The sequence below is a fragment of the Candidatus Pantoea multigeneris genome (assembly GCF_011752615.1).
Taxonomy (GTDB): domain Bacteria; phylum Pseudomonadota; class Gammaproteobacteria; order Enterobacterales; family Enterobacteriaceae; genus Pantoea; species Pantoea multigeneris.
The window spans coordinates 60816-83930 of the sequence record NZ_VWXF01000014.1 but is presented as its reverse complement, the minus strand read 5'-3'; the positions used below and the strand labels follow the sequence as shown (position 1 = coordinate 83930).

Genomic DNA, 23115 nt, shown 5'->3' with positions numbered 1-23115 from the left:
CAATTTAAATCAGGCTTCACTGTTTGAGGAGCCGAAAATGATTTCAAATCCTGAATTACGTCAGCGCGGGATGGCGCTGTTTAACGCCCTGTATGGCAGCGGAGCCGGTCAGGCGCTGGAAGAGGATATGGCCGGGTTATGTCCTGATTTCACCGATATTTCTATTGAGTGGGCGATGGGCGGGATCTTGTCGCGGAGTGGTTTAGACCACCTGACGCGGGAGCTGGTGGTGATCGCTTCCTGCGTCACGCTCGGTCACACCGTGCCGCAACTGCGCGCACATACGCAGGCCGCGCTGAATGCCGGTGCCACGCGTGAGCAGATCATTGAAACCATCCTGCAACTGCTGTTCTACGCGGGCGGAGCCGCTGTGCGGAACGCGCTGGTGAATGTGCGCGATCTCCTTAACCCCACAGAAACCACAAACTCGGGTGTAAAATAAATGAACATATGATCTAAATAAAATCATATGTTAAATCGTAGTCAACGCCAGGTTAACAAATAATTAGTGACTTAGCTCTCTGTTATGCCTTTATTTGCTATCTGCAACCATTTTAGCCCTGTATCTTTTGTTCTATTAGTGTTCGTTTGTTTAATGGTGTCGATTGGCGTTTACCGCTGAAGGCACCCGCACTTTGCAAAACAGACTCAACCAGCGGAACGAGGAGGCGACAGTGGAATACGGTATCGACGCCAGTAAATCGGCAGGACAGGAACGCTTTTACACGATCTATCTGATTATTATTGCCTGTATCGGCTGGTCGCTGGCGTCTTATGACGTCAACCTGCTGGTGCTGGCGCTACCGGACATCGCTCGGGAACTGCGGATCAACGAGCAGATGCTCGGCATTCTCGGCACCTTTGTCTATGGTGCGCAGTTCATCATTACGCTGCTGGTGGGTTACAGCATGGATCGCGTCGGCCGCAAGCTGTTGTGGATGGTGTGCCTGTGCGGCACCGCGCTATTCACCGGCATGACCTATTTTGTGCAGGATTTCTGGCAACTGGTGGCGGTGCGGGCGCTGGCTTCCGGGCTGGCTTACGCCGAACTGGCCGTGTCGATCACCCTGGTTAACGAACAGCTTCCGGCAAAAAATCGGGGGCTGCTCTACTCAATTGTTCAGGGAGGCTACCCGCTGGGCGTCTTCCTCGCTTCGGGCGTGTATATGCTGTTTGGCGATCACGGCTGGCGCACGGTGTTTCTGTTTGGCGCGCTGCCCATCGCTGCCGTGATTATTGGCCGGGTGTTTATTCGCGAGTCCCACCGCTTCGAAAGTGAAAAGCTACAGCACAAGGAGGCCGACATTAATCCGCTACGGATCCTTCTCAGCTCGCCTCTGCTGCGTAACCGGTTGATCACTATGGGGCTATGCTGGATTTCCTATGGCATTAGCTATGTGGCGACCAACTTTTACATCACCTGGTGGCTAACTGAGCGCAAAGACTTTAGCGGCCATCAGGCCAGCGAACTGATGTTGTGGTGCGGCATCCTCGGTTTCTTCTTCTATATTCTCGGCGGTTGGATCGGCGAGAAAATTGGCCGTAAAAAAGTGATTACTTTTGCCGCGCTGTCTGTTGCCCCACTCTGCCTGCTGTTGTTGTGGTCGACCCAGTTCTGGCTGGTGGTACTGCTCTATTTCCTGATTTTCCAACTGACCAACGGCATCTGGGCCGCGGCGGGCTATGTCTACCAGAGTGAAAGCTTCCCTACCCACGTGCGTGGCACCGCCATCGGCATTCTTTCTGCCATGATGGTGCTGGGCTTTATGCTCGGCAGTGCCTTGTGGACGCTGGCTTCCAGCCTGAATAGCCCGTCAGCCACCTGGATCATCGTGGCAGTGCTTGGCTCGCTGGGTACCTGGCTGACGCTACGTCTGAAGCATATCGAACCCGGCCAGGACATAGATGCCGGATTTGCAGCGCAGGAGCCACGCAATGGATGATCTCTTGCTGCGCTACGGCACGCGTGAGCTGCCGGAAAAAGGTGAAACCATTCGCTTTGGCGACTGGAGTTTTGAACTGGTGGCAGGAGACATTAAAAATATCTGCTTTGCCGGGACCGAGATAGTCCGCGCCATTGGCTATGTGGTACGTGATGCAAACTGGGGCACCTGGCCGCAACAGCACCTGCATCCCACCCTTACCCGCACCGCACAGAGCCTGACATGGCGCGGCACTAGCCACTGCCATACGGAAAACGGCTGCAAGCTGACGATAGTGCGCGAGCTGATCCTGACGCGTGATAACCAACTGCGCTACTCGGCCAGCGCCTGCCCGGATCGCGCCATGGAAACGGCCCGAAGCGGCATTACCGTGCTCTATCCGTTGCAAGGCGTCGCAGGCTCGCCAGTGGCGGTAACAGGCACCGATGGCTCAGTCACTCACGCCCACTTTCCTCTGCTGATTGAACCCTGGCAGCCGTTCCAGCACATCGCGCAGTTGTGCTATCAGCACGCTGCGGGCTGGCTGGTGAACACCGGGTACGCGGGTGAGGTGTTTGAGATGGAAGATCAGCGCGCCTGGTCGGATGGCTCCTACAAAGTCTACTCCCGCCCGCTGGCCCTGCCGTGGCCCTACCGGCTAGCCGCTGAGGAGACGCTAACTCAGTCAGTTTCACTGGCCGTTACGGCTATCAGCCCGGCCAGTAAAGCCTTACCCGCGCTCCACCCCATAGATGCACGCAATACCCTGCCCGCTACCGGCCTGCTGCTGACGGAGGCGCAGTGCGAAGAGCCGCCGCACGTAGTGGATGCACTTGCAGCGCTACGGCCTCAGCATCTGCTCGCGCACTATAACCCTGAGCAAAATAGCCCACACTGGCTGGCAACCCTGGCATGGATTAAGCGACAGAGTCAGCTACCACTGCTGCTGGAGTACGTATTACCGGTGCGGCAAGGAGAAGATTTCCGTCCTGCGCTGGTGTTATTACAACAGCAGTTGGCCGAGGCGCGCTTGCAGCCCGATGCGCTGATCCCTTCACCTGCGCCCGATATGACCTCAACGCCGCCAGGGAGTGAATGGCCCTGGACACCCGCTCTGGAGGCGATCTACCGCACCACGCGGGAACTGTTCCCTGACTGCTCGCTCGGTGGAGGGATGCTGAGTTACTTCACGGAGCTGAACCGCAAACGCCCACCGCTCGGCCTGACCGATTTCATCACCCACGCCACCTGCCCGATTGTGCATAACGCGGATGACCGCTCAGTGGTGCAAACGCTGGAATCACTGCCTTACATCACCGCCACAACGCGATCGTTCATCGGTCGTCAGATGCCCTACTATCTCGGCCCGTCGATGATCAGCATGCGCAGCAACCCTTACGGCAGCCACGTTTATGCAAATCCGCAGCAGCGGCGGTTAACCATGACTCATGAAGATGTGCGTCAGCGCGGCCTGTTTTTTGCCAGCTATCTGGTGGGCTATATGGCGGGGATTGTCGATGCGGAGGTCAGCCACTGGTGCCCGGCGGCGCTGTGCGGTTCCCTTGGCTTGCAGCCGTTGTTGAGCAGTAACCCGACACGCTGGCCCGCCTGGTATGTGGTGCACTGGTTTGCTGCCCATGCGGGTCAACGCTGGAGAGCAGAGACGCCGCAACAAGGCGCGGTGGCGATCGTGATCGAAAACGGTGAGCAAGATCCGATCTGGCTGATCGCCAATCTCAACGATCGCGCGGTGGCGATCCCCCTGCCTGAGGGATCGGTACAACAAAGCTGGTCGCTGGACAGCTACGGCTACCGGGAAAAACAGCGCCCGCTGAGCGGCACCATTTTTACCCTGGAAGCCTGTGCCGTATGCGAGCTGACTATTGGGTCATATTGAGGATGGTACGGATGTTCTGCGCGGTGGTGGCGATGATATCAATCGCGCCGGTGCGCAGCGCACCGAGGATCGCCATCGCTTTGGTGTTTTCTGAAGCGATGGCAATCACGCAGGGAATTTTGCGCAGCTCATCAATACTCAGGCCAATCACTCTGTCGTTCATCACCGTATCCACATGCTGGCCCTGGGCATTAAAGAAGTCATAGCCCGCAATATCCCCGGTGACACCCTGATTCAGACTGGCATCAATGATTTCATGCGGGGTAAACCAGCCCAGCTTCACCATGTAGCTGTTTTCGTTCATATCGCCGATGCCGACCAGTGCGATATCGGCTTTACGTGCGCGATCCAACGTCTCTTTAATCGTGCCATTCTGCATAAACGCGTCTTTTAACGCGCGATTTTCCACGTAAGCCGGTGCGTACAGGCTTTCGCTGATCCCACCAAATTTTTTCGCCAAGCGGCGGCTGATATGGTCGGCATTAATCGCATCGCCGGGGCGATGGGTACCGCCAATGCCACAGATAAAGTGGCAGTTACGCGTAGGCACCTGGCCCGGATAATCCGCAACGGAAGCCACATTGCGCCCCTGACCCACGGCGACAATCGCGTTGTCTTTCAGGTTCTGTGCCAGATGGCCGGACACCAACGCGGCGACCTGACGACGCTGCTCTTCGCCATCCTGCAGATCGAGGGCAATCAGCGCGCGTTGCAGTTGGGGAAAACGATCCAGCAGCTGTTGTTCCAGGCGGGTACTGAACACCGGGTGATAGCGAACATTGATCTCAACGATCCCTTCTTCCCGCGCACGCTTCAGCAAACGACCCACTTTGATGCGCGAAATCCCAAATTTCCGCGCGATCTCCTCTTGGGTGATCTCATCCTGATAGTAGGCTACTGCAATTTCTGTCAGCAGTTCAAAGTCCTGAGATTGCGTGTTTTTATCCATCTTTTACCTTCTGGCAGCGGCAGGCAGCCTGAAAAGGTTCAGGCCTATCTGGACAGGAGTTATATCATTGATGCGGCTCATATCGCCAGGCATTGGCGCTGAGCCGCAGAGAGGGTCACGCTTTAGCGGCGAATAGCATCGATCTTCAACATGCGGGCAATCACAATATCCAGCTCTTTCTGGTCGAAGATCTGTTTCCAGTCAGGTTTAACGATCTTCTCACGCCCGTACTCCATGGCGATCATGCAGGCATCCGAGAATGGGTTCGTGGCGCGGAAAGCCACCGCCAGCGCAATTTGAATATGGCCGTACAGCATCGCTTTAGCCGCTTCTTCCGGTACACCGCTGTGTTTTACCGTTTCGTCCAACGCCTCTTTCATAAACGCCCCCACCATACAGGCAACGGTTTCAACCAGCGTCGGTTCGAGGTAGGCAAGCTGTGTGACCGTAACCCAGTGTACCTGCTCTACCGGGCCATACATCACTTTGATGACGTTGCTCAGTTCGGCCTTCTGCTCTGCACTACCGGCCTCATAGGCGGCGGCAACGTGCTGTAGCGCGGCGACGCCGCCAAAAGCATCGGCGTGCTCTTCTTTGGTGTAACGCTCAAGGAAGACGGAAGGATGACACGGGTGCGCCACGGCATACTCAATATCTGCTCGTTGGGCGATCAGGTTGGCGTAAGCCGCAGCGGGATCGAGGGTCAGCAAGATGGCACCGCTTTTCATCTGTGGCACCACACTTTCAGAGACTTTGCCCAGTACGATATCGGGTACCGCCAGGATCACCACATCGCTCAGGGGGACCACGCTGTTAGCATCCGAAATTTCACGCCCTTCTGCCGCCACGCGCTGCTGGCCTTGTGGCGCACTTTCGCAATAGAACATCTGATAGTCACTACGTTGCAGATTGGCGGAGATACGCATCCCCATTTTGCCACCGGCACCAATCACGCTCACGGTTTTGATCTGGCTCATCGTTACTTCTCCTGATTCTGTTTACTACGTAAGAATTCGACGGTACGGGCGGTCCATTCGGCTTCACGCTCGCAGGTAGTCACGGCATCTTCCTGCCAGGGCAACCAGTGTTCGACAATCTGGCTGATCCCCCGCTCCTGCGGGCGCACTGCCGCAATCATCGCGTCATAGTCCAGTAACCCACTGCCCATGGGCGCACCGCTAAAGGTGAAACCGACCCAGCCATCGCGCCGGGTAAATGCAAAGTCTTTGATATGCAGATTGCCAACGCGCGCAGCCGTATTGGCAATCACATGCGCGGGCAGCTCCAGCCCGGCGACGCAGTTAGCCGGATCGAGACACACCGCCAGCCAGGGTGACAGGAAGCGGTTGATCACCGCCATCAGCGTGGTGCTGCTCACCTGCTCATAGGTTTCCAGGCACAGCTTCACCTGCTGGCGCGCAAAATCAGGCAGCACTTCGGCAATCAGCTCTGTGGCCTGCTCCGGAGTAGGCCGCAGCGTGGCGCTGTTAAACATCGAGCGAATAATTTTTGCCCCCAGCCGTTCAGCCAGTTGCAGATAGCGACGCAGGTGCTCACTCTCCAGCCCACGCGTACCCAGTTCCAGCGTGATGCCAAGGCGATCCGCCTGCTGTTTCAGGGCATCCAGCTCCTCATCACGCCAGTTTTCCAGACCGGGATAATCGCAAATCTGAAACAGCGATAAATCGAGAGCGGCGGTCTGCTCCAGCATCTGCGCCAGCGTTAAGGGCTGCGGTACTCGTGCGGACATGCGCCAGAAAAAGGCGTAAGTACTCAGGCCGATCTGGCTCATAGCGCACCAGCCTGTGCCAGGGTGCTGGCTTCATCAATGATGCGTTTAAGCGCGGCGGTATCATGGGCAAAACGTCCGAGGAACAGGCCATCCACATCCCCTCCGAGGCGCTGAATCAACCCCGGTCCGGCGCTGCCACCGTAAATCACCCGATGGGAAATACCCGGCGGGGTGGCCAGTTGTTGCAGGCCAGCGCACACCGCGCGAATGTAGCTGTCGGGGGCGGGTTGCGGTGCGCCAATCGCCCATTGCGGCTCATAGGCAAACAGAATTTCACCCTGCAACTGCTGCGCGACGGCTTGGGCCAGCGCTTCGGCAAACTGTTGCTCACACAGTGCAATCGCCTGCTGCGGTGAGCCTGGCATCGCTTCACCAATGCATAAAACCGGCGTTAAACCATGAGTCAGGGCTTGCGCGACCTTGGCCGCAATTTGTGTGGCATCTTCGTTGAAATAGCGACGACGTTCGGCATGGCCGATCTCAGCCAGCGTGCCGCCCAGTTCCTGTAGGGTGCTGGCACTGACTTCACCCGTCCAGGCTCCGTTTTCCGCCTGACAGATGTTCTGCCCGCCAAAACGCACTGGCGTGCCATGAAAAATCTCTGCAACCGCAGGGATCGCGGGGAACGAAGGCAAGATAAATAGCCCGATTTCGCCCTGCTGAATGGCCGGATGCTGGCGCGCTAGCGCTGCCACTTCACGGCACCATTGCAGGGTCTGCTGATAGCCAAAGTACATTTTCAGGCTGACGCCCAGCCAAATTACAGGTTGTGTCATCCCTTGCTCCTTAAACCGGGGTTTTGTCGTGCAGCAAACTGCCAACCGTGTTCACAATCAGCGCCAGTGAGATGGCTCCTGCGTCCGGCGTCCCGAGGCTTTTTTCCGCCAGTGGACGTGCCCGGCCCATTTTGGGTAACAGCTGCGCCGTCGCCTGTGCTGCGTCATGCGCCACCGTGGCCGCCTGTTGCCAGGCATCGCTCAGGCTGGCACCTTGCGCTACCGCCTGGCTCAGATGGTCACTAAACGGCACCAGCACATCTACCATGGTTTTATCGCCCGGCTGGGCTTTACCAAAGTGCATGATGCCTTCACGCGCATGGCGCACCCCAGTGGCTACGCGGCTGGCATCCGGCTCCTGCTGATCGCCCAACGCAGTGCCGATGGCGGTTAACGCCACACCCCACAGTGCGCCAGACGTGCCGCCCGCCTGATCGGCCCACGCATCAGCGGCACGGCACAACAAAGTCCCTGCACCTGCGCCGCGAGCGGCAACCTCACGGGCTTTAGCCACGGCACCCAGCACACCACGCTCCATGCCAATGCCGTGATCGCCATCGCCTGCAACGGCATCGATCCGCCCTAATTCTTCAGCACTGGACTGAATTTGCTGCGCCATGGCTTCCAGTAGCAACAGCACTCGCTGCGCACTCTGTTGCGATACGGCAGAGGCTTCAGGTAGCGTCTCCTGCACCGGTTCTTCTCGCTCTGCCGGACTGAGGGCTTCCGCGACAATCACACTCCCTTTGCGATAGGCAGGTGCATTGGCCGGGGCGTGCCATAAGGTTTCCAATGTGTCATCCAGCCACATCAGCGTGAGCGAAGCCCCCGCCATATTGAAGCTGGTGACAAACTCACCCACTTCCGGTTCTACCACCGTCACACCGGCGCTTGCCAGCAGCTGTGCCACCCGGCGGTAAACCACAAACAGCTCTTCGTACTTCACAGATCCAAGGCCATTCAGGATGGCCGCTACGCGCTGGCCCTTGGCCGCTGCAACACCGGCAGGCAGCTCACTCAACAGGTTGTCGACGAAAATCTCGGCCAGCACATCAGCACGGGGTACCAGCGTATCCTTAATGCCTGGCTCGCCATGAATACCCATCCCCAGCGCCATATGGCCTTTTTCCACTTCAAACAGCGGATGCGTCGCGCCAGGCAAGGTGCAGCCAGAAAAGGCTACGCCAAAGGAACGCGTGCGCTGATTTGCATGTTGCGCCAGGCGGAAGACCTCTGCCAGATTGTGGCCCGCTTCCGCCGCTGCGCTGGCAACCTTAAATACCGCTAAATCCCCCGCGACACCGCGACGTTTCTCAATTTCGCTCACGCTCGCGCTGGAGATATCATCCGTCACCGGGAGCAACTCGCACGGGATACCATCAGCACGCAGCCGCTCACAGGCCTGGCCGAAGTGCAGTACATCCCCTGCGTAGTTACCAAATCCGAGCAGCACACCACCGCCATTATTCGCCGCCACGGCCACGTTGTAGATCTGCTGAGCAGAAGGCGAAGCGAACAGGTTGCCCATCGCCGCACCGTGCGCTAAACCCTGACCCACCAGGCCTGCGAACGCCGGGTAATGTCCCGATCCACCGCCAACGACAATCGCGACCGTGCCTGCTTTGCTGCGAGTACTGCGTACCACGCCACCCCGAACCTGACGGACTTTATCGGCGTTAGCCGCCACAAATCCTTCGATCAGTTCTGCCGCAAACGCTGAGGGTTGGTTAAACAGGTAAGTCATAATTAATGCTCCTGAACAAAGGGGGTGACGGGCAGAGGTTGGGAACGCTGGCGATTGAGCCACAGCATGAGCAGTGCAGAGAGCAGCATAAAGCCACCCACCACCAGCATCGGCAGGGTGTAGGCACCTGTTGCGTCATGTAACGCCCCCGTGATGTAACCCGCAGAGAATCCGGCGACATTGCCGAGGGTATTAATCAGCGCTATTGCCGCAGCCGCTGACGCACCACTCAGGAACTGGGTAGGCAGTGTCCAGAAGTTAGGTAGCGCCGCAAAAATCGCGCTGGCTGTGACAGCGATAACCAGCATGGTCGCCAGCGGAGAATCCATGTAGAGCGCGAGGGGGACGCTGATACCGCCCACCAGCGCTGGCAGGGCGATGTGCCAGGTTTTACAGCCACGTCTTGCCGCATCACGTGACCAGAACACCATCACCACCGCAGCCACCAGGTAAGGCGCGCCGGTAATGGCCCCTTTTTCCATGATGTTGAAGGTGGTGCCGAACTGCTGCTGGAAGCCGCCGATAATGGTTGGCAGGAAGAACGCGAGCGCGTACAACCCATAGATAAAACCGAAGTAGATCAGGCACAGCGTCCAGACGCGGCCGTTACGCATAATCCCGCGTACGCTGTGGTGGGCCGCCTGGCTTTTCGCCGCATGCTCCGCTTCCAGCGCCTGCGTTAGCCACTGCTTCTCTTCATCATTCAGCCATTTCGCCTGCTGTGGACGATCCACCAGCCAGAACAGCGCCAAAATACCGAGTGCAATGGCAGGCAGGGAAACGCCGACAAACATTACGCGCCAGCCCGCCATGCCAAACAGGCCATGCTGTTCAATCAGCGCTGCCGCCAGCGGGGCACCAAACACCACGGTCAGCGGTTGCGCCAGGTAGAACAGTGAAAGAATGCGGCTGCGCTGATGCGCGGGCACCCAGCTGCTGAGATAAAGAATCGCGCCAGGAAAGAACCCCGCCTCTGCAATACCCAGCAGCACGCGCAAGGTATAGAGCCCCTCAACGCTGCTCACCCAGGCAAACAGCAGTGAGACGATGCCCCAGCTCACCATGATCCGCGCCAGCCAGCGGCGTGCGCCAAAGCGATGCAGCGCCAGGTTGCTAGGCACTTCCAGCAGGATATAACCGATGAAAAACAGGCCAGAGGCGAGGCCAAACTGCAAGGCGGTTAATCCCAGATCTGCCGACATGCCGTTGGGTCCAGCGAAAGAGATAGCAGTGCGGTCGAGAAAGTTAATAAAGAACATCAGCGCGACAAACGGCACCAGACGCCAGCTGATTTTGCGCATGGTGCGCTGTTCTACGTCTTGCTCATTGCGTGATGTCATGGTGGGCCTCGCTTAAAAGTGGGGGATAAGCAAGGGGTACGCAGGGTACGTATCCCATGGTGGTGTCGGAAAGATGTTCTGCTGTACGCATCATTGAGTCCTCTCGGGTCTTCTTGTGTACTGATAACGAACAAATGAACACTACATGTATAATTGAACATCTGACAGATGCAAACCTGAAATTTGTGATCTGACGCATACCCGGTGATTTTTCCTCATAAACCCTGCTCACAGCGCTAATGACCGCAAAAACGCACCACAAAAACAGTGGCTCAGACCACAAAAAGCGACGACCACAAAAAACAAATGAAACTATATTGAACATATGCTCAGTTTTGTGGCAGGCTAAAAATGAAGCTTCAGCCGCCTGCGGTGTTCAGGCCGCTGTACCCTGTAAACTGGTGGAGAAGATCATGAAAACGATTGCAATTGGTGCCGATGATGCAGCTATTGAGCTGAAAAACCTGATTAAAAAGCAGCTGGAAGAGAAGCAGTACGAGGTGCTGGATTACAGTAATGATGCGCGCAATGACCGCCCAATGTACCCGGATGTCGCCTTTGCGCTGGCGACAGCGGTGAAGGAGGGTCATCACGAGCGAGGTATCCTGCTGTGCGGCACAGGGATTGGCGTGGCGATTGTTGCGAATAAAGTGCCGGGCGTACGCGCAGCGCAGTGCCATGACACCTTCTCTGCCGAGCGGGCGCGGAAAAGCAATAATGCCCAGATCATGACAATGGGCGCACGCGTGGTGGGACCAGAGTTGGCGAAAACAATCGTTAACGCCTGGCTGGCATCAGAGTTTGAAGGCGGCGGCTCTACCGCAAAAGTGGATAAGATCGATTACTACGAACAGGCTTGCCAGGCGCATTCCGCCTGATAGCGACTCGCCTTTTTAGCGCGTCTTAGCAGGGTGATGGCCCTGCTAATCTCGCCGCGCAAAATGAAACATTTACGCTACATCACCACCCCTAACAAATGTTACTTATAAGTAACTTTTGTTAGCTGGCCTGTGCGTTATGGCTTAAACGTCAGCCCACCATAGAGAAATTTACCGCGCTCAAGGCTGATTGCTGCCAGCGACTCGCTCTGCGGTTCCTGCAACAGCGTTTGCAGCAGTACACCGAGGTAACAACCCGCCAGCACTTCCACCGGTACTTCGGCTGAGAAGAAACCTCTTTCCTGCTCAATGCGCATATTGCGGGCGATCCAGCGCTGGAGTTTGCGCCGCGTTTCTGCGTCCTGCGGCTGCTGGAACAGGCTAATCCGGGTCAGATTGCGATTGCTGGTGAAGAAGGTCAGGTAGCGGTGGAAGCTTTCCGTCAGATTAGAGAGCACATTTTCACGCGGCAGCGCGGCATCAATCAGGAGCGAAACCACAAGTTCTTCCAGCTCTTCATCAAAGCGAGCAATCAGCTGCTGGTAGATCGCCTCTTTACTGGGGAAATAGCTGTAAAAGCTGGGCTGAGTCACCCCGGCGGCCTGCACAATATCGCTGATACGCGTGCCGTGAAACTGCTTTTCCGCAAACAGGTCGGCAGCCACTTCCAGTAAACGTTCGCGGGTTTTTTCGCCTTTGGTCAGCGAGGATTTTTTCGATTGCATAACAGCGCCTGCGGTAAAAATGAGCGATTACAGTAACATAGTTTGCCTGCCACGCTGAGTGCAATCGTCACGATCCACCCGGATCGGCGCGGCTTTGGCGATCGCTAAACCGTGCATAAAATGCTTAAAACTTACTATTGAGTAAGTTTTATCTGGAAAAACCTTCGCGCCATATGTAATTTACGTTAACTGTTTGTAAAGAAACTTCAGACACAAACAGCCTTCCCGATCCCCTTTTTCAGGAAACTAACGTGAACTCTTCAATACCTGATACATCGCACCCCAGCCTGCTACTGCGTATTTCCGCCGTAGTGGTGCTGCTGTTTGGGCTGGCGCTAGCCGGTGGCGGCCTGTGGCTTGCCGTACTGGGTGGTTCCTGGTACTACCTTGTTGCAGGGATTCTACTGCTGGTAAATGGCGTTTTACTGTGGCGCGCCAGTCGTCTCACCACCCTGCTGTTTAGCCTGATCCTGTTTGGCACCACCCTTTGGGCGCTGGCCGAAGTCGGTTTTAGTTTCTTCCTGCTGGCACCCCGCCTCGATATTCTGGTGCTGCTCGGCGTGTGGCTGCTGCTGCCCTTCACCTGGCGTTCTCTTCCGGCGGAACAGCGCCCAGCGCAAAAACCACTGCTGGGTGCGCTGGTGCTGGCCGTACTGACGCTGGGTGCTTCGCTGCTGTTTACTCATAACGACATTGAAGGCAAGCTGCCCGAAACCACCGCCAGCGAGAGCAGTGCGCAGCAAGATCCCGCAGTGCCAGATGGCGAGTGGCACGCCTATGGCCGCACCCTGGCGGGTGAGCACTCCTCTCCCCTGAAACAAATTACGCCGCAAAACGTTGATAAGCTGAAAGTCGCCTGGACCTTCCGCACGGGCGATATCATCGGCAAAAACGATCCGCTGGAGTCGACGTTTGAAGTCACGCCGCTCAAAGTCGGTCATACCGTTTATCTTTGCAGTCCACATCAGCGGGTGTTTGCGCTGGATGCCAGCACCGGCAAACAGATCTGGACGTTTGATCCCCAGGTCAAAGATGACCCTACCTGGCAGCATCTCACCTGTCGCGGCGTCTCTTATCACGCGACTCCGGCTGATGCACGCACCAGCGATGGCATGACACCCCCTGCCGAATGTCAGCAGCGTATTATCCTGCCAACCAACGACGGTCGGATGTTCGCGCTGGATGCCAATAGCGGCCAGCGCTGCCAGAACTTTGGCCAGAATGGCGAAATCGATCTGAAAGATGGCATGACGGTGAAAACACCGGGCTTCTATCAGGGAACGTCACCGCCCGTGGTCACGCGCCAGCTGATCATCATGGCCGGTGCCGTCACCGATAATTACTCCACCGAGGAGCCTTCTGGCGTCGTGCGTGGTTTTGATGTCTACACCGGCAAACTGGTGTGGGCGTGGGACCCTGGTGCGGCTGATGAAAATGCGCTGCCCTCGGCGACCCATCATTACACGCCGAATTCGCCTAACTCGTGGACGTTGCTGGCAGCCGATGAAAAGCTCGGTCTGGTGTATGTGCCGGTGGGCATGTCGACGCCGGATATCTGGGGCGGTAATCGTACGCCGTTGGGCGAGCGCTATACCAGTTCACTGGTGGCGTTGCAGATTGCCACCGGCAAACGCGTCTGGTCTTATCAAACCGTTCACCACGATCTGTGGGATATGGATCTGCCGTCCCAGCCGAGTCTGGTCGATCTGAAAACCGATCACGGCGTCGTCCCGGCGATCTATGCGCCAGCGAAAACCGGTAACATCTTTGTCCTGGATCGCCGCGACGGTAAGCTGATCGTGCCCGCGCCGGAAACGCCCGTGCCGCAAGGTGCAGCACCTGGCGATCGCACATCGCCAACCCAGCCTTATTCGGAGCTGACGTTCCAACCCAAGCAGAAGCTAACGGACAAAGACATGTGGGGTGCCACGATGTTTGACCAGCTGGCGTGCCGCATTATGTTCAAGCAGATGCGCTACGATGGCCCGTTCACGCCACCCAATACGCAAGGCACGCTGGTGTTCCCCGGTGATGTCGGGATGTTCGAGTGGGGTGGCATTGCGGTTGATCCACAGCGCCAGATTGCGATTGCTAACCCAATGGCATTCCCGTTTGTGTCGAAGTTGATTCCACGCGGGCCGGGAAATCCGGCAGCACCCAATGCAGAGCATCCACCAGGCAGTGAGATTGGCGTACAGCCAATGTATGGCACGCCTTATGGTGTGGATCTGCATCCGTTCCTGTCACCGGTCGGCCTGCCTTGCCCGGCTCCGCCTTGGGGCTATATTGCCGGTATCGATCTGCGTACACATCAAATCATGTGGAAGCACATCGTCGGCACCACGCGTGATGCCACTCCGCTTCCTCTGCCGTTTAAGGTCGGTATGCCAATGTTGGGCGGCACCATGGTCACCGCTGGCGGCGTGACCTTCCTCACCGCCACAATGGATAACTATATCCGGGCGTTTGACGTCACCACCGGTAAAGAGCTGTGGAGCGATCGCCTGCCCGCTGGCGGCCAGTCCACACCGATGACCTACAGCGAAGGCGGCAAGCAATATATTGTCACCGCCGCAGGTGGCCACGGCAGCTTTGGCACCAAACAAGGCGACTACGTGGTCGCTTACGCCCTTCCTTAAGCACTTACCGCGCAGCCTCCAACAGGAGGCTGTGCATTTCCTCATTCCACCTTCACAATCACACGGCGATAGCTGGTGAGGCTGGGTGAGCCGTTATCCGTGACGGCCAGAATCACATGTTCTGTGCCACTGTGTTTTGCCTGCACGTCGATTTGCTCACCGCTGTCTTTGGCGTAGTGCAGAACCTCCGGGGCTTCCAGTGCCTCTTTATCTCGGCTGGCTTGTAGCTCAGCGATCAACGCAGGATTAGACACCTGCACTGCCGCTTCCGGGTAGGCAATCCAGCGATAGCTCAGTTGGTTTCCATCGGGATCGTGCGAGCCTTTAGCGGACAACGTGAAGTGTTGTCCGACTTTGACATTGATCCACAGCGGTTGCAGGCCGGTGCTGTTATTCACCACCGCCACAGGGTTGTGGTTAGCGGAAGCATAGTCTTTGATCGTCCAGTCCATGCGCGCCGCGAAATCATGCTGGAAAGCTTCGCGCCAGCGCCAGATGCTGGCCTGATTTGAGGTATAGGTTTTGCCATCACTGCCGGTCACAGTATCGGCGGCATTGGGATTGCCAGGGAAGAAGTCACCCCCGCTGGTCCAGACAGGATGTGGCTCGTTTTGCGGCTGGCGCAGAATATAGCGCCCACCCCAACCGCCCCAGCCTGGGTTCATTTCACTATCCAACCCGTTACGAATCAGACCGAGGAAAGCCGGTGTGTCCCCTTCCATGATAAAGGCGTAATGCAGGTAACCTTTGCCCATTGGCCCTTTACTGCGGATATTTTTCTCCAGCCACGCTTGTGACACCGTGGTGAAATCAGCACCCGGTGCATTGCGGTAGTAGCGATCGCCGCTGATGCCGGTCCAGGTGGCGCGGGCATAGTCCTTACCATCCTGGCTGGAAGGATCGACGATGTAGGTAATAGCAGGATAGTGGCTGCGCACCCAGTAGCCCGCATCATCCTGGTCAGAAATGGAATACACCACCAGGTTTTGCGTCAGTGCTGTCACCTGGTTTGCCGGGAGCTTAGCGGAGAGATCGGTCAGCGCCTGCGCCAGCGTGTTAGCGCCACCCCACAGGCCAATAAACAGCGGTCGGCTGCTGTCAGTAGAACGTTCGATGGCAGCCAGTAAACGCTGTGCTCCCACCGAGCTTTTCCCCGGCCCTACATCTGCCATGCCGTAACCCGGTTGACCTGCCGCAATCACCGCTTCCAACGTCGCAGCGCTAGGGAAGTGGGGATCGTGTTTCAGCAGATTAGGTTGTACTGCGGCGTAGTGGCTGAGCACCAGCCGCATTTTGTCCGGGCTGACGGTATTTTTTTGCCAGGTGGAGGTGGTTGCCACTAACCCTTCAATGTCCAGCTCATTGCTATAGACCAGCAGGCGCGTCAGCGACATTTGATCGTCGGGCTCATTACCAATGTCTGACAGCACAAACACCCGTGGCTTGGCCTGATAGGGCAGAATTTTTTCCGCCGGTTGCTCTGCGTGGGCCATGCAAGTCATACCCGCCAGCATCAGTGCCAGTGCGGTTTTTTTCATGATCATTATCGTTATCCCTGTTGATGTCCTTGTCCGGGCCGGAGGATTTTCTCGCCCAAAACCAACTTAGTTAACAAAGTTAATTAAGTAAACGGCGCTGTATCAGGCTGTTAACGGGATCACAAAAAAGTCAGATTAGGCAGACAGAAACAGCTTCCGCGCTCAGGGTTAACAGACCTTGCAAACTCTGGTTGTGACCGAGTCGCAGCCAGGTGATGTCAAGGGTGTTCATCTGTTCAAGCGGGTGCTGTGCCAGACGTTGGCGCAGCTGCGGGATCAGCGTGTCAGGCGCACTTTCAAAGAACTCACCCGCCAGCACGATGTGACGAAGGTTATGAACCGGTGCGGTACAGCAGATGGCAAAACACAGCGCTTCCAGTGCGTTTTGCTCCTGCTGCGGCTGGAAAGCATTTTCCATCCCGCCCGCAAAAGGCAGGTGCACAATCTCCGGGTAGTAGCCGTTATCCCCCAGTACGACCGCTCCATTGAGGAACAGGCCATAGCCCAGGCTGCCAAGGCCGGGCAGCAGCGCCAGCCAGGAGTTCAGCTGTGGTAAAGCACGCTGGATCATTACGCTGGAGCACCAGGCAATGTTCATCACCGCTACATCCAGGCCGATCTGCTCACACAGCTGTGCCTTTAACGCTATCTGGGTTTCCTGGAACAGCGGGCATCGCCGTACCACGCCACTGAACTGCTCAATCCCCCCTTGCAGCGCAATCCCGATATGCCGTAGCTGCTGGCGCGAGACGTGTGCCGCAGACGTCAGTTGAACAATAACCCGCTCTAGCTGGTGGAGGACCGCAGCAGTACTTTGCGCGGAGATAAAATCATGGTTGCATTGCGCCAGCGTGACCGTCGGGCAGGCGTAATCACACAGGTAGGCTTCCAACCGATAGCCCCGCACCATCACGCTGATGCTGTAGTAACGACCTTGCGCCAGCGCCAGTAGCATTTGCGGGCGACCAAAATCGCCCTCCTGCACACCCTCTTCGACGATAATGCCCTGCGCAATCAGTTCACTGCTCAGGCGAGTCATGTAGGCACGCGTCACACCCAGTTGCTGTGCCAGCGTCGCACGCGAAGCCGGGGCGATCAGCAGGGAGTTGAGCAGTTGCTGGCGATAATTCATGGGCGGGATCTCTTAACAGGAAGCGGCTGTTATAACATTGTTGAAAAGCGGGTTGAAAGGCTTTCTGTTACGAGAACGGCAGATTGATCAGCCCACATTACTTATCAGATAAGTTAAATAATATCATTAAGTAATACCATACCGTCGTTACTTTGGTATTTACTTAGAAATACCCTATTTTTAATATTATCGTAAGGAAGCAAAGCCATTACCACAAGATTGACAGAAACAATCATTCACAAAAAAAAGATTAAAGTAAAAGCTAAATTTATTATTATACGTAGCATCACCCTTGATTATGGATAGATCATGAATAAAATATTTAGTTCGGTGGGATTGAATGGTACAAACAGACATGACGACACGCTTGTTGTTCAAAATCTACTAAGAAAAAAAGATTCCCTTTTCTACGCTGTGATGGCATTTGTGGAAAGAATACAATAAAAGCAATACTTTCTTACCAGAGAAATTTTTACCACTATCCAGACGGTCTAGTATCACCAGATAAGAAAACCTTTGAACTTCTGTCCTCCACATCGAATCTCCAGAGAAGCACGCTACCTGCCCCAGATGGTTCAACATGTTGCAATCCGTCTGGGACAAAAAGAAATGTAAATCTCATGAATCCTAGTGCTAAATGCCTGGACTTGATGATGAAGTATGAGTCTTTTTCGAGTCATCCCTATAATGATCAAAATGGAGAGCAAATCACTTCATACTTCGATAGTGATGGTAACAGGATTTATGGTGCTACTGTAGGTTATGGGCACCTTATTACTAGTGAAAGTGAGTTCAATAAGTACTCAAATGGCATCAGCTTAGAACAGGCAAGAAATCTTTTTTCCACTGATCTAGTGAGTATTATCAGACTGGTGAAAAATTATCTTTGTGTAGACCTTACACAAAATGAATTTGACGCAATTGTGATGTTAAGCTTTAATATAGGCCCAGGTTCACCAGACCCCTATCATAGAAGAAGATCACATAATGGTCTATATTACTCCAAAGTCCTCAAGATTATAAATGGTCAAAGCACCGATGACTTAGATAAAGCATGGATGGGATATTCTCACGCGCATCACCATGTCGTCCAAGGACTTTTAAATCGTCGTAGAAGTGAACTAAACGTATATCACAAAGGTATTTACATAAAGCTATGAAAAAATCAATATGGTTACTGCCTTTCATATTAATCACTTCATTCTCTGCATTGAGTAGTGAGAATAATACGCCTTTTCTTATTACAAAGTCATTTACGATATTTGTAGATGAAAAGTGCCCTGAAGGCGAGCTTTCATGTGACAATGTTATTTATCATGCAATTAATAGAAAAACGCATGCAGAAATCACATTGAAAGGGCATGTTATAAATATCAAACCCTCAATGGATTTTGCTGGATATCTATTTACTAATGGCGATTATCAGTATCAATTAACACCTTCACATTCAGTGAAACCCGATGAAGCAGACATGTGGACGCTTTCAGTGTGGCAAAAACGTAAAATGCTACTGGAAGAAAACGGCTTCCCACCCAAAAACCAGAAATAGCGATTCAGTCAGTTGCACTGAGTCGATAAGCGCAGCACATATCCGCCAGCCGGGCAGCGTAGTCACTGAGCTCCTGCTGTGAGCGGGCGGTTTGTGACAGGCGTTTCCCCACCGAAGTCAGCGTGGTCCAAATCAGGGTGGCGACCTGCAACCGCTCTTCCCCTGCAACCCCGGCCAGCACCTGCGACATCATCAGTTCGATGGCTTCCTGCTCCCGATCTCTCGCCTGGTGGACTTCAGGCGCATCGTGATAGTAGGGGGCGGCATGTTCCAACGCACTGCGTAGAGCCACTTCGTCATACTCCGATTGCACAAACGTCAATACCAACTGCCGCAGCCGCTGTTCGGGTTGCAAGGTTTCATCCAGCAGGATCGAACGTAATAGTGTGCCGTTTTGCTGCCACTCATCGCTTTGTAGGGCAAAGAGCAGCGCGGCTTTGTTGGGAAAATACTGGTACAACGAACCGATACTGACACCCGCCCGTTCCGCTACGCGTGCCGTGGTAAAACGCGGCATACCTTCTTGCAGTAAAACCTGAGTAGCTGCCTGCAAAATAGCCTCAACCAGCCGTGCTGAGCGCGCCTGCTTAGGGGATTTTCGTGAGGAAATACAGGGAGTTTCACGCTGGCTCATCGACGTCTCCGGGAATGCGATTATTAAATGCGATGAATTATTCGTATTCTGACTCTAGCACAAACGCACACCTTAAAGGCTGGAAAATACGCATGAACACCCTGACTACCGCACCCGTTGCCCCACTGTTAGAACAACTCCTGATCGCCTCTGAAAGCGCCTGGGAACAGGACAGCGAACTCAGTCGTTTTTGGCACCAGCTGGACAAAAACCAGCGGCAGGAAATGATGCAAGGCAAAACGTCCTACATTGAGTTGTATAGCGCACTGCGTGACATGCCGCTGGCCGTATCCCGTGAGACGGGCAAGTTGCTGTATATGTTAGCGCGCTCAAACCGGGCGCAGAACGTAGTGGAGTTTGGCACCTCATTTGGCGTTTCGACCATTCATCTTGCCGCCGCCTTGCGCGACAACGGGGGTGGCCGCCTGATCACCACGGAATTTGAGTCATCTAAAGTCGCGAAAGCCACTGCACATCTGCAACAGGCGGGTCTTGCGGATTTAGTCGAGATCCGCACCGGAGATGCGCTGCAAAGCCTGAGCCACGATGTCCCCGCCGGGATTGATTTACTGCTGCTGGATGGCGCAAAAGGCTTGTATCTGGATATCCTGCGCCTGCTCGAAGACAAGCTGCGCCCAGGCACGATTATCCTCGCGGACGATGCCGATCACAGCCCGGAATACCTGCACTACGTACGCAACCCCGCTTCCGGCTACATGACCGTGGCGCTGGCGGAAGATATTGAGATCACCTTGCGACTGGGCTAACTGCTCTTTTTCATCACTAAATTATTTTTTAAAAGGTCAAAATAGACCTCTAATATTCGAATATCGCCCATAAGAGGTCTATAATGACCTCTTGATGTTTCGTATAATGAGGTTCAGTTATGGCAAATTTAATGCATTTGTTCTCAAACCCCACAGAGATTGCCAGCGGTATTGGACAAAACGTACTGAAACTGCGACTTGCAAAGAATCTCTCTCGGAAAACACTGGCACAGCGTTCAGGTGTTTCAGAGTCTTCAATAAAACGTTTCGAGACCTCAGGCACCATTTCTCTGAGTTCGCTCATCCTTCTGGCCATTGCGCTGGATGAAATTACCCCAGTGGCACAACTGTTCCAATCCGTACCACCACGCACCATTGAGGAGCTGAATAACCGCCATCGTCAACGGGGCACGCGCTAATGTTCAAATCAACCCAGGCACTACAAGTCTCTATGAACGGTATATTAGTAGGGAAACTGCAGAAGATTGATGGCTCAGGCATCCATTTTAGCTATGCAAAATCCTGGTTAGCAGAGGGTTTTAACCTTTCGCCTTTCACCATGGATTTCACGGAAAAGCCACAGCTCGCCAAAGATAATCTGTTTCGCGGATTACACGGACCGTTTGCTGATTCATTGCCAGATGGATGGGGCTTACTGTTAATGGACCGCTTTTTTGACAGTCATTTTGGCGATGGCACCGCGAGAAAGCTGACCCCCCTGGATCGCTTAGCCTATCTAGGCGAGCGCGCAATGGGCGCTTTTGAGTATCACCCTACTGTCGAATATGGGGAACATAGTAATGACATCAATCTGGTCGAACTCTATGAAGCTTCCGTTGAAATACAATCTGGGCAGACTAATGAAGTCTTACAATCATTACGTATGGCTGGTGGCTCACCCGGCGGTGCCCGGCCTAAAGCGATCGTAGCGATTTCACGCGAAGGTAACCAGGCTAGCTCAGCTTTTGAATCCTTACCTGAAGGTTTTGATCACTGGATAGTCAAATTTCGAGCCCTGGATGAGCCTTGGGAAACCGGAGCAATTGAGCAAGCTTATGCCATCATGGCTGGACAGGCTGGCATCGTAATGCCTGAAACGCGGCTACTTGAAATTCCAGTTCAGAATGACCAACGTAATGAGCGCATATTTGCCACCAAACGCTTTGATCGCGTAGGTAACAGAAAGCGCCATATGATCACCGCGTGTGCTTTAGCTTATGCCAACTTTAGAGAACCATCGCTGGATTACAGCGACCTGCTTAAGCTAACCCATATGCTGACAAAAAATGCGGTGGATGTGGAAAAAATGGCCCGCTTAATGGTTTTTAATGCCCTGACTCACAATTACGATGATCACAGCAAAAACTTCGCGTTCCTGTATAACTCAGACAGCCGTACAGCAGAGGAAGACAACTGGAGTCTGGCTCCCGGATATGATTTAACCTTCTCTGAAGGTATGGGAGAACACACTACTGCTTATGCGGGTAGAGGAAAGCCCAATCGCAAATCAATTCTCGATTTATGCAAACCCTATCCATTTTTGAAACCTGATGAATACATTGAACAAACCTTAGATGCCCTGGCTAACTGGAAAAACGTTTTCAATCAGTTAAATATCAATGAAAAAGCGGGTAAAGGAATATTCAAAATTCTTGAGCAGCAATGGAAACAATTTTAGCCATTGAAACAAGCCTTCTTTGAATGTGCTCAGTTAACCCGCATCAGCTCCTTAGCCCACTGGCCGATCAGTTCGGCAGCGGGGCGCGGTTGGGCCAGGGCCACCGCTTGTCCGGCCCAGTAAGCGCCATATCCGGCGACCTGCTGGGCACTGGCCGCCTGCGCCAGCGCTTTGCCTAGCGCATAGGTCAGCGGATAATCGGGGATCTCCTCGGCGGTTGCGGAGCGGGTTTGACGGGTGAAGGCGCTTTCCAGACTGCGCGCTGGGCGGCCAGAGATCGCCGCCGTCATCACCGTGCTGGCAGGGTGACTGGTACGGATCATCTCACGGTAAGTCGCATCGCTGGCGGCTTCCGGGCAGAGTAAAAAAGCACTCCCCAACTGCGCGGCCTGAGCGCCCAATTGCAGTGCGGCCGCAATGCCCTGGCTGGTCATGATGCCGCCTGCCGCAATCAGTGGGAGAGCAACGGCCTGATGCAGAATCTGCAGCAGCGCCAGTGTACTCAGCTGTTGATCCGGCTGCTGTGGATCGAACATGCCACGATGCCCACCCGCTTCATAGCCCTGTGCCACAATGCCATCGATGCCGCGGGCAGCACTCTGTTGTGCCTCTGCCAGCGAGGTCGCCGTGGCGAGCAGCACAATGCCCTGAGCTTTAAGTTGGTTAATCACCTCCTGCGGCGGCAGGCCAAAGTGAAAACTCACCACCGCTGGACGAGTCCTCATCAGCACATCCAGTAGCGCGTCATGGTGATTAAAGCTGGTGTAAATCTCCGACAGTGCCGCAGGAGGAGAAGCATTGAGACGGGTAAATTCTGGCTGTAAACGCGCGATCCACGCCTGCTCTTGCGTTGGGTTACGTCGTGCAGGTTGATGACAGAACAGATTGACGTTAAAGGGACGGGACGTCAGTGCCTGGGTTGCCTTGATCTGCGCCTCCGCCTGCTCTGCCGTGCTGGCTCCCAGCCCAAGAGACCCCAACGCACCGGCGTTACTGACAGCGGCTGCCAACTGCGGGGTGGCAACACCGGCCATCGGTGCCTGAATAATCGGGAGTTTCACACCCAATCGATCGCTTAACAGAGATTGCATCACACACTCCTGCTTGAACTTCGCCATTTGCTGCCCCTAAAATCTCCTGGTGAGAGGTAAACTT

At 54.9% G+C, this 23115-nt stretch carries 21 protein-coding genes; 10 read left to right on the top strand and 11 right to left on the bottom strand.

Annotated features, from left to right (window positions below; all coding sequences use genetic code 11):
- Nucleotides 1-37 precede the first annotated feature (37 nt).
- The 3 genes from F3J40_RS22605 to F3J40_RS22595 all read left to right on the top strand — a co-directional run bounded on the left by F3J40_RS22605 (nt 38) and on the right by F3J40_RS22595 (nt 3819).
- Nucleotides 38-442: a carboxymuconolactone decarboxylase family protein gene (locus tag F3J40_RS22605; RefSeq protein WP_167018240.1), complete on the top strand. Its 405-nt coding sequence runs from the start codon at nt 38-40 to the stop codon at nt 440-442.
- Between the two features lie 232 nt (nt 443-674).
- Complete coding sequence (locus F3J40_RS22600) at nt 675-1943, top strand: MFS transporter (protein ID WP_167018238.1); 1269 nt, start codon at nt 675-677, stop codon at nt 1941-1943.
- A complete protein-coding gene (locus tag F3J40_RS22595) occupies nt 1936-3819 on the top strand; it encodes a D-apionate lactonase family protein (RefSeq protein WP_167018236.1) in 1884 nt (627 codons plus the stop codon). The genes F3J40_RS22600 and F3J40_RS22595 overlap by 8 nt, the downstream gene beginning before the upstream one ends.
- On the opposite strand, the gene F3J40_RS22590 is transcribed toward F3J40_RS22595, so the two are convergent.
- The 6 genes from F3J40_RS22590 to F3J40_RS22565 form a co-directional block, all read right to left on the bottom strand.
- Entirely contained in the window at nt 3803-4768 is a 966-nt protein-coding gene (locus tag F3J40_RS22590; protein ID WP_017349853.1) for a sugar-binding transcriptional regulator, read from the bottom strand. The two genes, F3J40_RS22595 and F3J40_RS22590, sit on opposite strands and share 17 nt — an antisense overlap.
- 122 nt (nt 4769-4890) lie before the next feature.
- Entirely contained in the window at nt 4891-5745 is an 855-nt protein-coding gene (locus F3J40_RS22585; RefSeq protein WP_017349854.1) for a phosphogluconate dehydrogenase C-terminal domain-containing protein, read from the bottom strand.
- Nucleotides 5746-5747: 2 nt separating this feature from the next.
- Nucleotides 5748-6560, bottom strand: coding sequence for a sugar phosphate isomerase/epimerase family protein (locus F3J40_RS22580; RefSeq protein ID WP_017349855.1), 813 nt, complete (start codon nt 6558-6560; stop codon nt 5748-5750).
- Nucleotides 6557-7336 carry a triose-phosphate isomerase family protein gene (locus tag F3J40_RS22575; protein WP_167018234.1) on the bottom strand — a complete coding sequence of 260 codons (780 nt, stop codon included), beginning with the start codon at nt 7334-7336 and terminating at the stop codon, nt 6557-6559. Before F3J40_RS22575 ends, F3J40_RS22580 begins: the two co-directional genes overlap by 4 nt.
- Before the next feature lie 10 nt (nt 7337-7346).
- Nucleotides 7347-9080 carry a dihydroxyacetone kinase family protein gene (locus F3J40_RS22570; protein WP_167018232.1) on the bottom strand — a complete coding sequence of 578 codons (1734 nt, stop codon included), beginning with the start codon at nt 9078-9080 and terminating at the stop codon, nt 7347-7349.
- A 2-nt stretch (nt 9081-9082) separates the two neighbouring features.
- Nucleotides 9083-10420: an MFS transporter gene (locus tag F3J40_RS22565; RefSeq protein ID WP_017349858.1), complete on the bottom strand. Its 1338-nt coding sequence runs from the start codon at nt 10418-10420 to the stop codon at nt 9083-9085.
- A 413-nt stretch (nt 10421-10833) separates the two neighbouring features.
- Here F3J40_RS22565 and rpiB point away from each other — a divergent pair, with 413 nt between their 5' ends.
- Nucleotides 10834-11298, top strand: a complete 465-nt coding sequence (gene rpiB / locus F3J40_RS22560) for a ribose 5-phosphate isomerase B (protein ID WP_026042865.1) — start codon at nt 10834-10836, stop codon at nt 11296-11298.
- A 137-nt stretch (nt 11299-11435) separates the two neighbouring features.
- Here rpiB and F3J40_RS22555 read toward each other — a convergent pair whose 3' ends face one another.
- On the bottom strand, nt 11436-12023 hold the full coding sequence (locus F3J40_RS22555) for a TetR/AcrR family transcriptional regulator (RefSeq protein WP_017349860.1): 588 nt from the start codon (nt 12021-12023) through the stop codon (nt 11436-11438).
- Between the two features lie 251 nt (nt 12024-12274).
- Here F3J40_RS22555 and F3J40_RS22550 point away from each other — a divergent pair, with 251 nt between their 5' ends.
- Nucleotides 12275-14662 carry a glucose/quinate/shikimate family membrane-bound PQQ-dependent dehydrogenase gene (locus tag F3J40_RS22550; RefSeq protein WP_370659874.1) on the top strand — a complete coding sequence of 796 codons (2388 nt, stop codon included), beginning with the start codon at nt 12275-12277 and terminating at the stop codon, nt 14660-14662.
- A 41-nt stretch (nt 14663-14703) separates the two neighbouring features.
- Here the strand turns inward: F3J40_RS22550 and F3J40_RS22545 are convergent, their stop codons facing one another.
- Nucleotides 14704-16206 carry a nucleoside hydrolase-like domain-containing protein gene (locus F3J40_RS22545; RefSeq protein WP_167018230.1) on the bottom strand — a complete coding sequence of 501 codons (1503 nt, stop codon included), beginning with the start codon at nt 16204-16206 and terminating at the stop codon, nt 14704-14706.
- Between the two features lie 124 nt (nt 16207-16330).
- Nucleotides 16331-17332, bottom strand: coding sequence for an ROK family protein (locus tag F3J40_RS22540; protein WP_167018228.1), 1002 nt, complete (start codon nt 17330-17332; stop codon nt 16331-16333).
- A gap of 620 nt (nt 17333-17952) precedes the next feature.
- On the opposite strand from F3J40_RS22540, the gene F3J40_RS24985 reads away from it, so the two are divergent.
- Both F3J40_RS24985 and F3J40_RS22530 read left to right on the top strand, forming a co-directional pair.
- Nucleotides 17953-18492, top strand: a complete 540-nt coding sequence (locus tag F3J40_RS24985; protein ID WP_240155579.1) for a lysozyme — start codon at nt 17953-17955, stop codon at nt 18490-18492.
- A complete protein-coding gene (locus tag F3J40_RS22530; protein ID WP_167018226.1) occupies nt 18489-18881 on the top strand; it encodes a hypothetical protein in 393 nt (130 codons plus the stop codon). The genes F3J40_RS24985 and F3J40_RS22530 overlap by 4 nt, the downstream gene beginning before the upstream one ends.
- Nucleotides 18882-18885: 4 nt before the next feature.
- On the opposite strand, the gene F3J40_RS22525 is transcribed toward F3J40_RS22530, so the two are convergent.
- A complete protein-coding gene (locus F3J40_RS22525) occupies nt 18886-19515 on the bottom strand; it encodes a TetR/AcrR family transcriptional regulator (protein ID WP_167018223.1) in 630 nt (209 codons plus the stop codon).
- 92 nt (nt 19516-19607) lie between these two features.
- On the opposite strand from F3J40_RS22525, the gene F3J40_RS22520 reads away from it, so the two are divergent.
- From F3J40_RS22520 to F3J40_RS22510, 3 genes are all read left to right on the top strand, one after another.
- Nucleotides 19608-20282, top strand: coding sequence for an O-methyltransferase (locus tag F3J40_RS22520; RefSeq protein WP_167018221.1), 675 nt, complete (start codon nt 19608-19610; stop codon nt 20280-20282).
- Nucleotides 20283-20401: 119 nt separating this feature from the next.
- Nucleotides 20402-20701 carry a helix-turn-helix domain-containing protein gene (locus F3J40_RS22515; RefSeq protein WP_017349866.1) on the top strand — a complete coding sequence of 100 codons (300 nt, stop codon included), beginning with the start codon at nt 20402-20404 and terminating at the stop codon, nt 20699-20701.
- Entirely contained in the window at nt 20701-21960 is a 1260-nt protein-coding gene (locus F3J40_RS22510; RefSeq protein WP_167018219.1) for a type II toxin-antitoxin system HipA family toxin, read from the top strand. Before F3J40_RS22515 ends, F3J40_RS22510 begins: the two co-directional genes overlap by 1 nt.
- Nucleotides 21961-21989: 29 nt before the next feature.
- Here the strand turns inward: F3J40_RS22510 and F3J40_RS22505 are convergent, their stop codons facing one another.
- Complete coding sequence (locus F3J40_RS22505) at nt 21990-23051, bottom strand: NAD(P)H-dependent flavin oxidoreductase (RefSeq protein WP_167018217.1); 1062 nt, start codon at nt 23049-23051, stop codon at nt 21990-21992.
- Nucleotides 23052-23115 lie beyond the last annotated feature (64 nt).

Bases quoted from the DNA above. Each gene is read 5' to 3' on its own strand.
- F3J40_RS22605 (WP_167018240.1), top strand. From the start codon at position 38: ATGATTTCAAATCCTGAATTACGTCAGCGCGGGATGGCGCTGTTTAAC.
- F3J40_RS22595 (WP_167018236.1), top strand. From the start codon at position 1,936: ATGGATGATCTCTTGCTGCGCTACGGCACGCGTGAGCTGCCGGAAAAA.
- F3J40_RS22590 (WP_017349853.1), bottom strand. From the start codon at position 4,768: ATGGATAAAAACACGCAATCTCAGGACTTTGAACTGCTGACAGAAATT.
- F3J40_RS22585 (WP_017349854.1), bottom strand. From the start codon at position 5,745: ATGAGCCAGATCAAAACCGTGAGCGTGATTGGTGCCGGTGGCAAAATG.
- F3J40_RS22580 (WP_017349855.1), bottom strand. From the start codon at position 6,560: ATGAGCCAGATCGGCCTGAGTACTTACGCCTTTTTCTGGCGCATGTCC.
- F3J40_RS22575 (WP_167018234.1), bottom strand. From the start codon at position 7,336: ATGACACAACCTGTAATTTGGCTGGGCGTCAGCCTGAAAATGTACTTT.
- F3J40_RS22570 (WP_167018232.1), bottom strand. From the start codon at position 9,080: ATGACTTACCTGTTTAACCAACCCTCAGCGTTTGCGGCAGAACTGATC.
- F3J40_RS22565 (WP_017349858.1), bottom strand. From the start codon at position 10,420: ATGACATCACGCAATGAGCAAGACGTAGAACAGCGCACCATGCGCAAA.
- rpiB (WP_026042865.1), top strand. From the start codon at position 10,834: ATGAAAACGATTGCAATTGGTGCCGATGATGCAGCTATTGAGCTGAAA.
- F3J40_RS22555 (WP_017349860.1), bottom strand. From the start codon at position 12,023: ATGCAATCGAAAAAATCCTCGCTGACCAAAGGCGAAAAAACCCGCGAA.
- F3J40_RS22545 (WP_167018230.1), bottom strand. From the start codon at position 16,206: ATGATCATGAAAAAAACCGCACTGGCACTGATGCTGGCGGGTATGACT.
- F3J40_RS22540 (WP_167018228.1), bottom strand. From the start codon at position 17,332: ATGAATTATCGCCAGCAACTGCTCAACTCCCTGCTGATCGCCCCGGCT.
- F3J40_RS24985 (WP_240155579.1), top strand. From the start codon at position 17,953: ATGAATCCTAGTGCTAAATGCCTGGACTTGATGATGAAGTATGAGTCT.
- F3J40_RS22530 (WP_167018226.1), top strand. From the start codon at position 18,489: ATGAAAAAATCAATATGGTTACTGCCTTTCATATTAATCACTTCATTC.
- F3J40_RS22525 (WP_167018223.1), bottom strand. From the start codon at position 19,515: ATGAGCCAGCGTGAAACTCCCTGTATTTCCTCACGAAAATCCCCTAAG.
- F3J40_RS22520 (WP_167018221.1), top strand. From the start codon at position 19,608: ATGAACACCCTGACTACCGCACCCGTTGCCCCACTGTTAGAACAACTC.
- F3J40_RS22515 (WP_017349866.1), top strand. From the start codon at position 20,402: ATGGCAAATTTAATGCATTTGTTCTCAAACCCCACAGAGATTGCCAGC.
- F3J40_RS22510 (WP_167018219.1), top strand. From the start codon at position 20,701: ATGTTCAAATCAACCCAGGCACTACAAGTCTCTATGAACGGTATATTA.
- F3J40_RS22505 (WP_167018217.1), bottom strand. From the start codon at position 23,051: ATGCAATCTCTGTTAAGCGATCGATTGGGTGTGAAACTCCCGATTATT.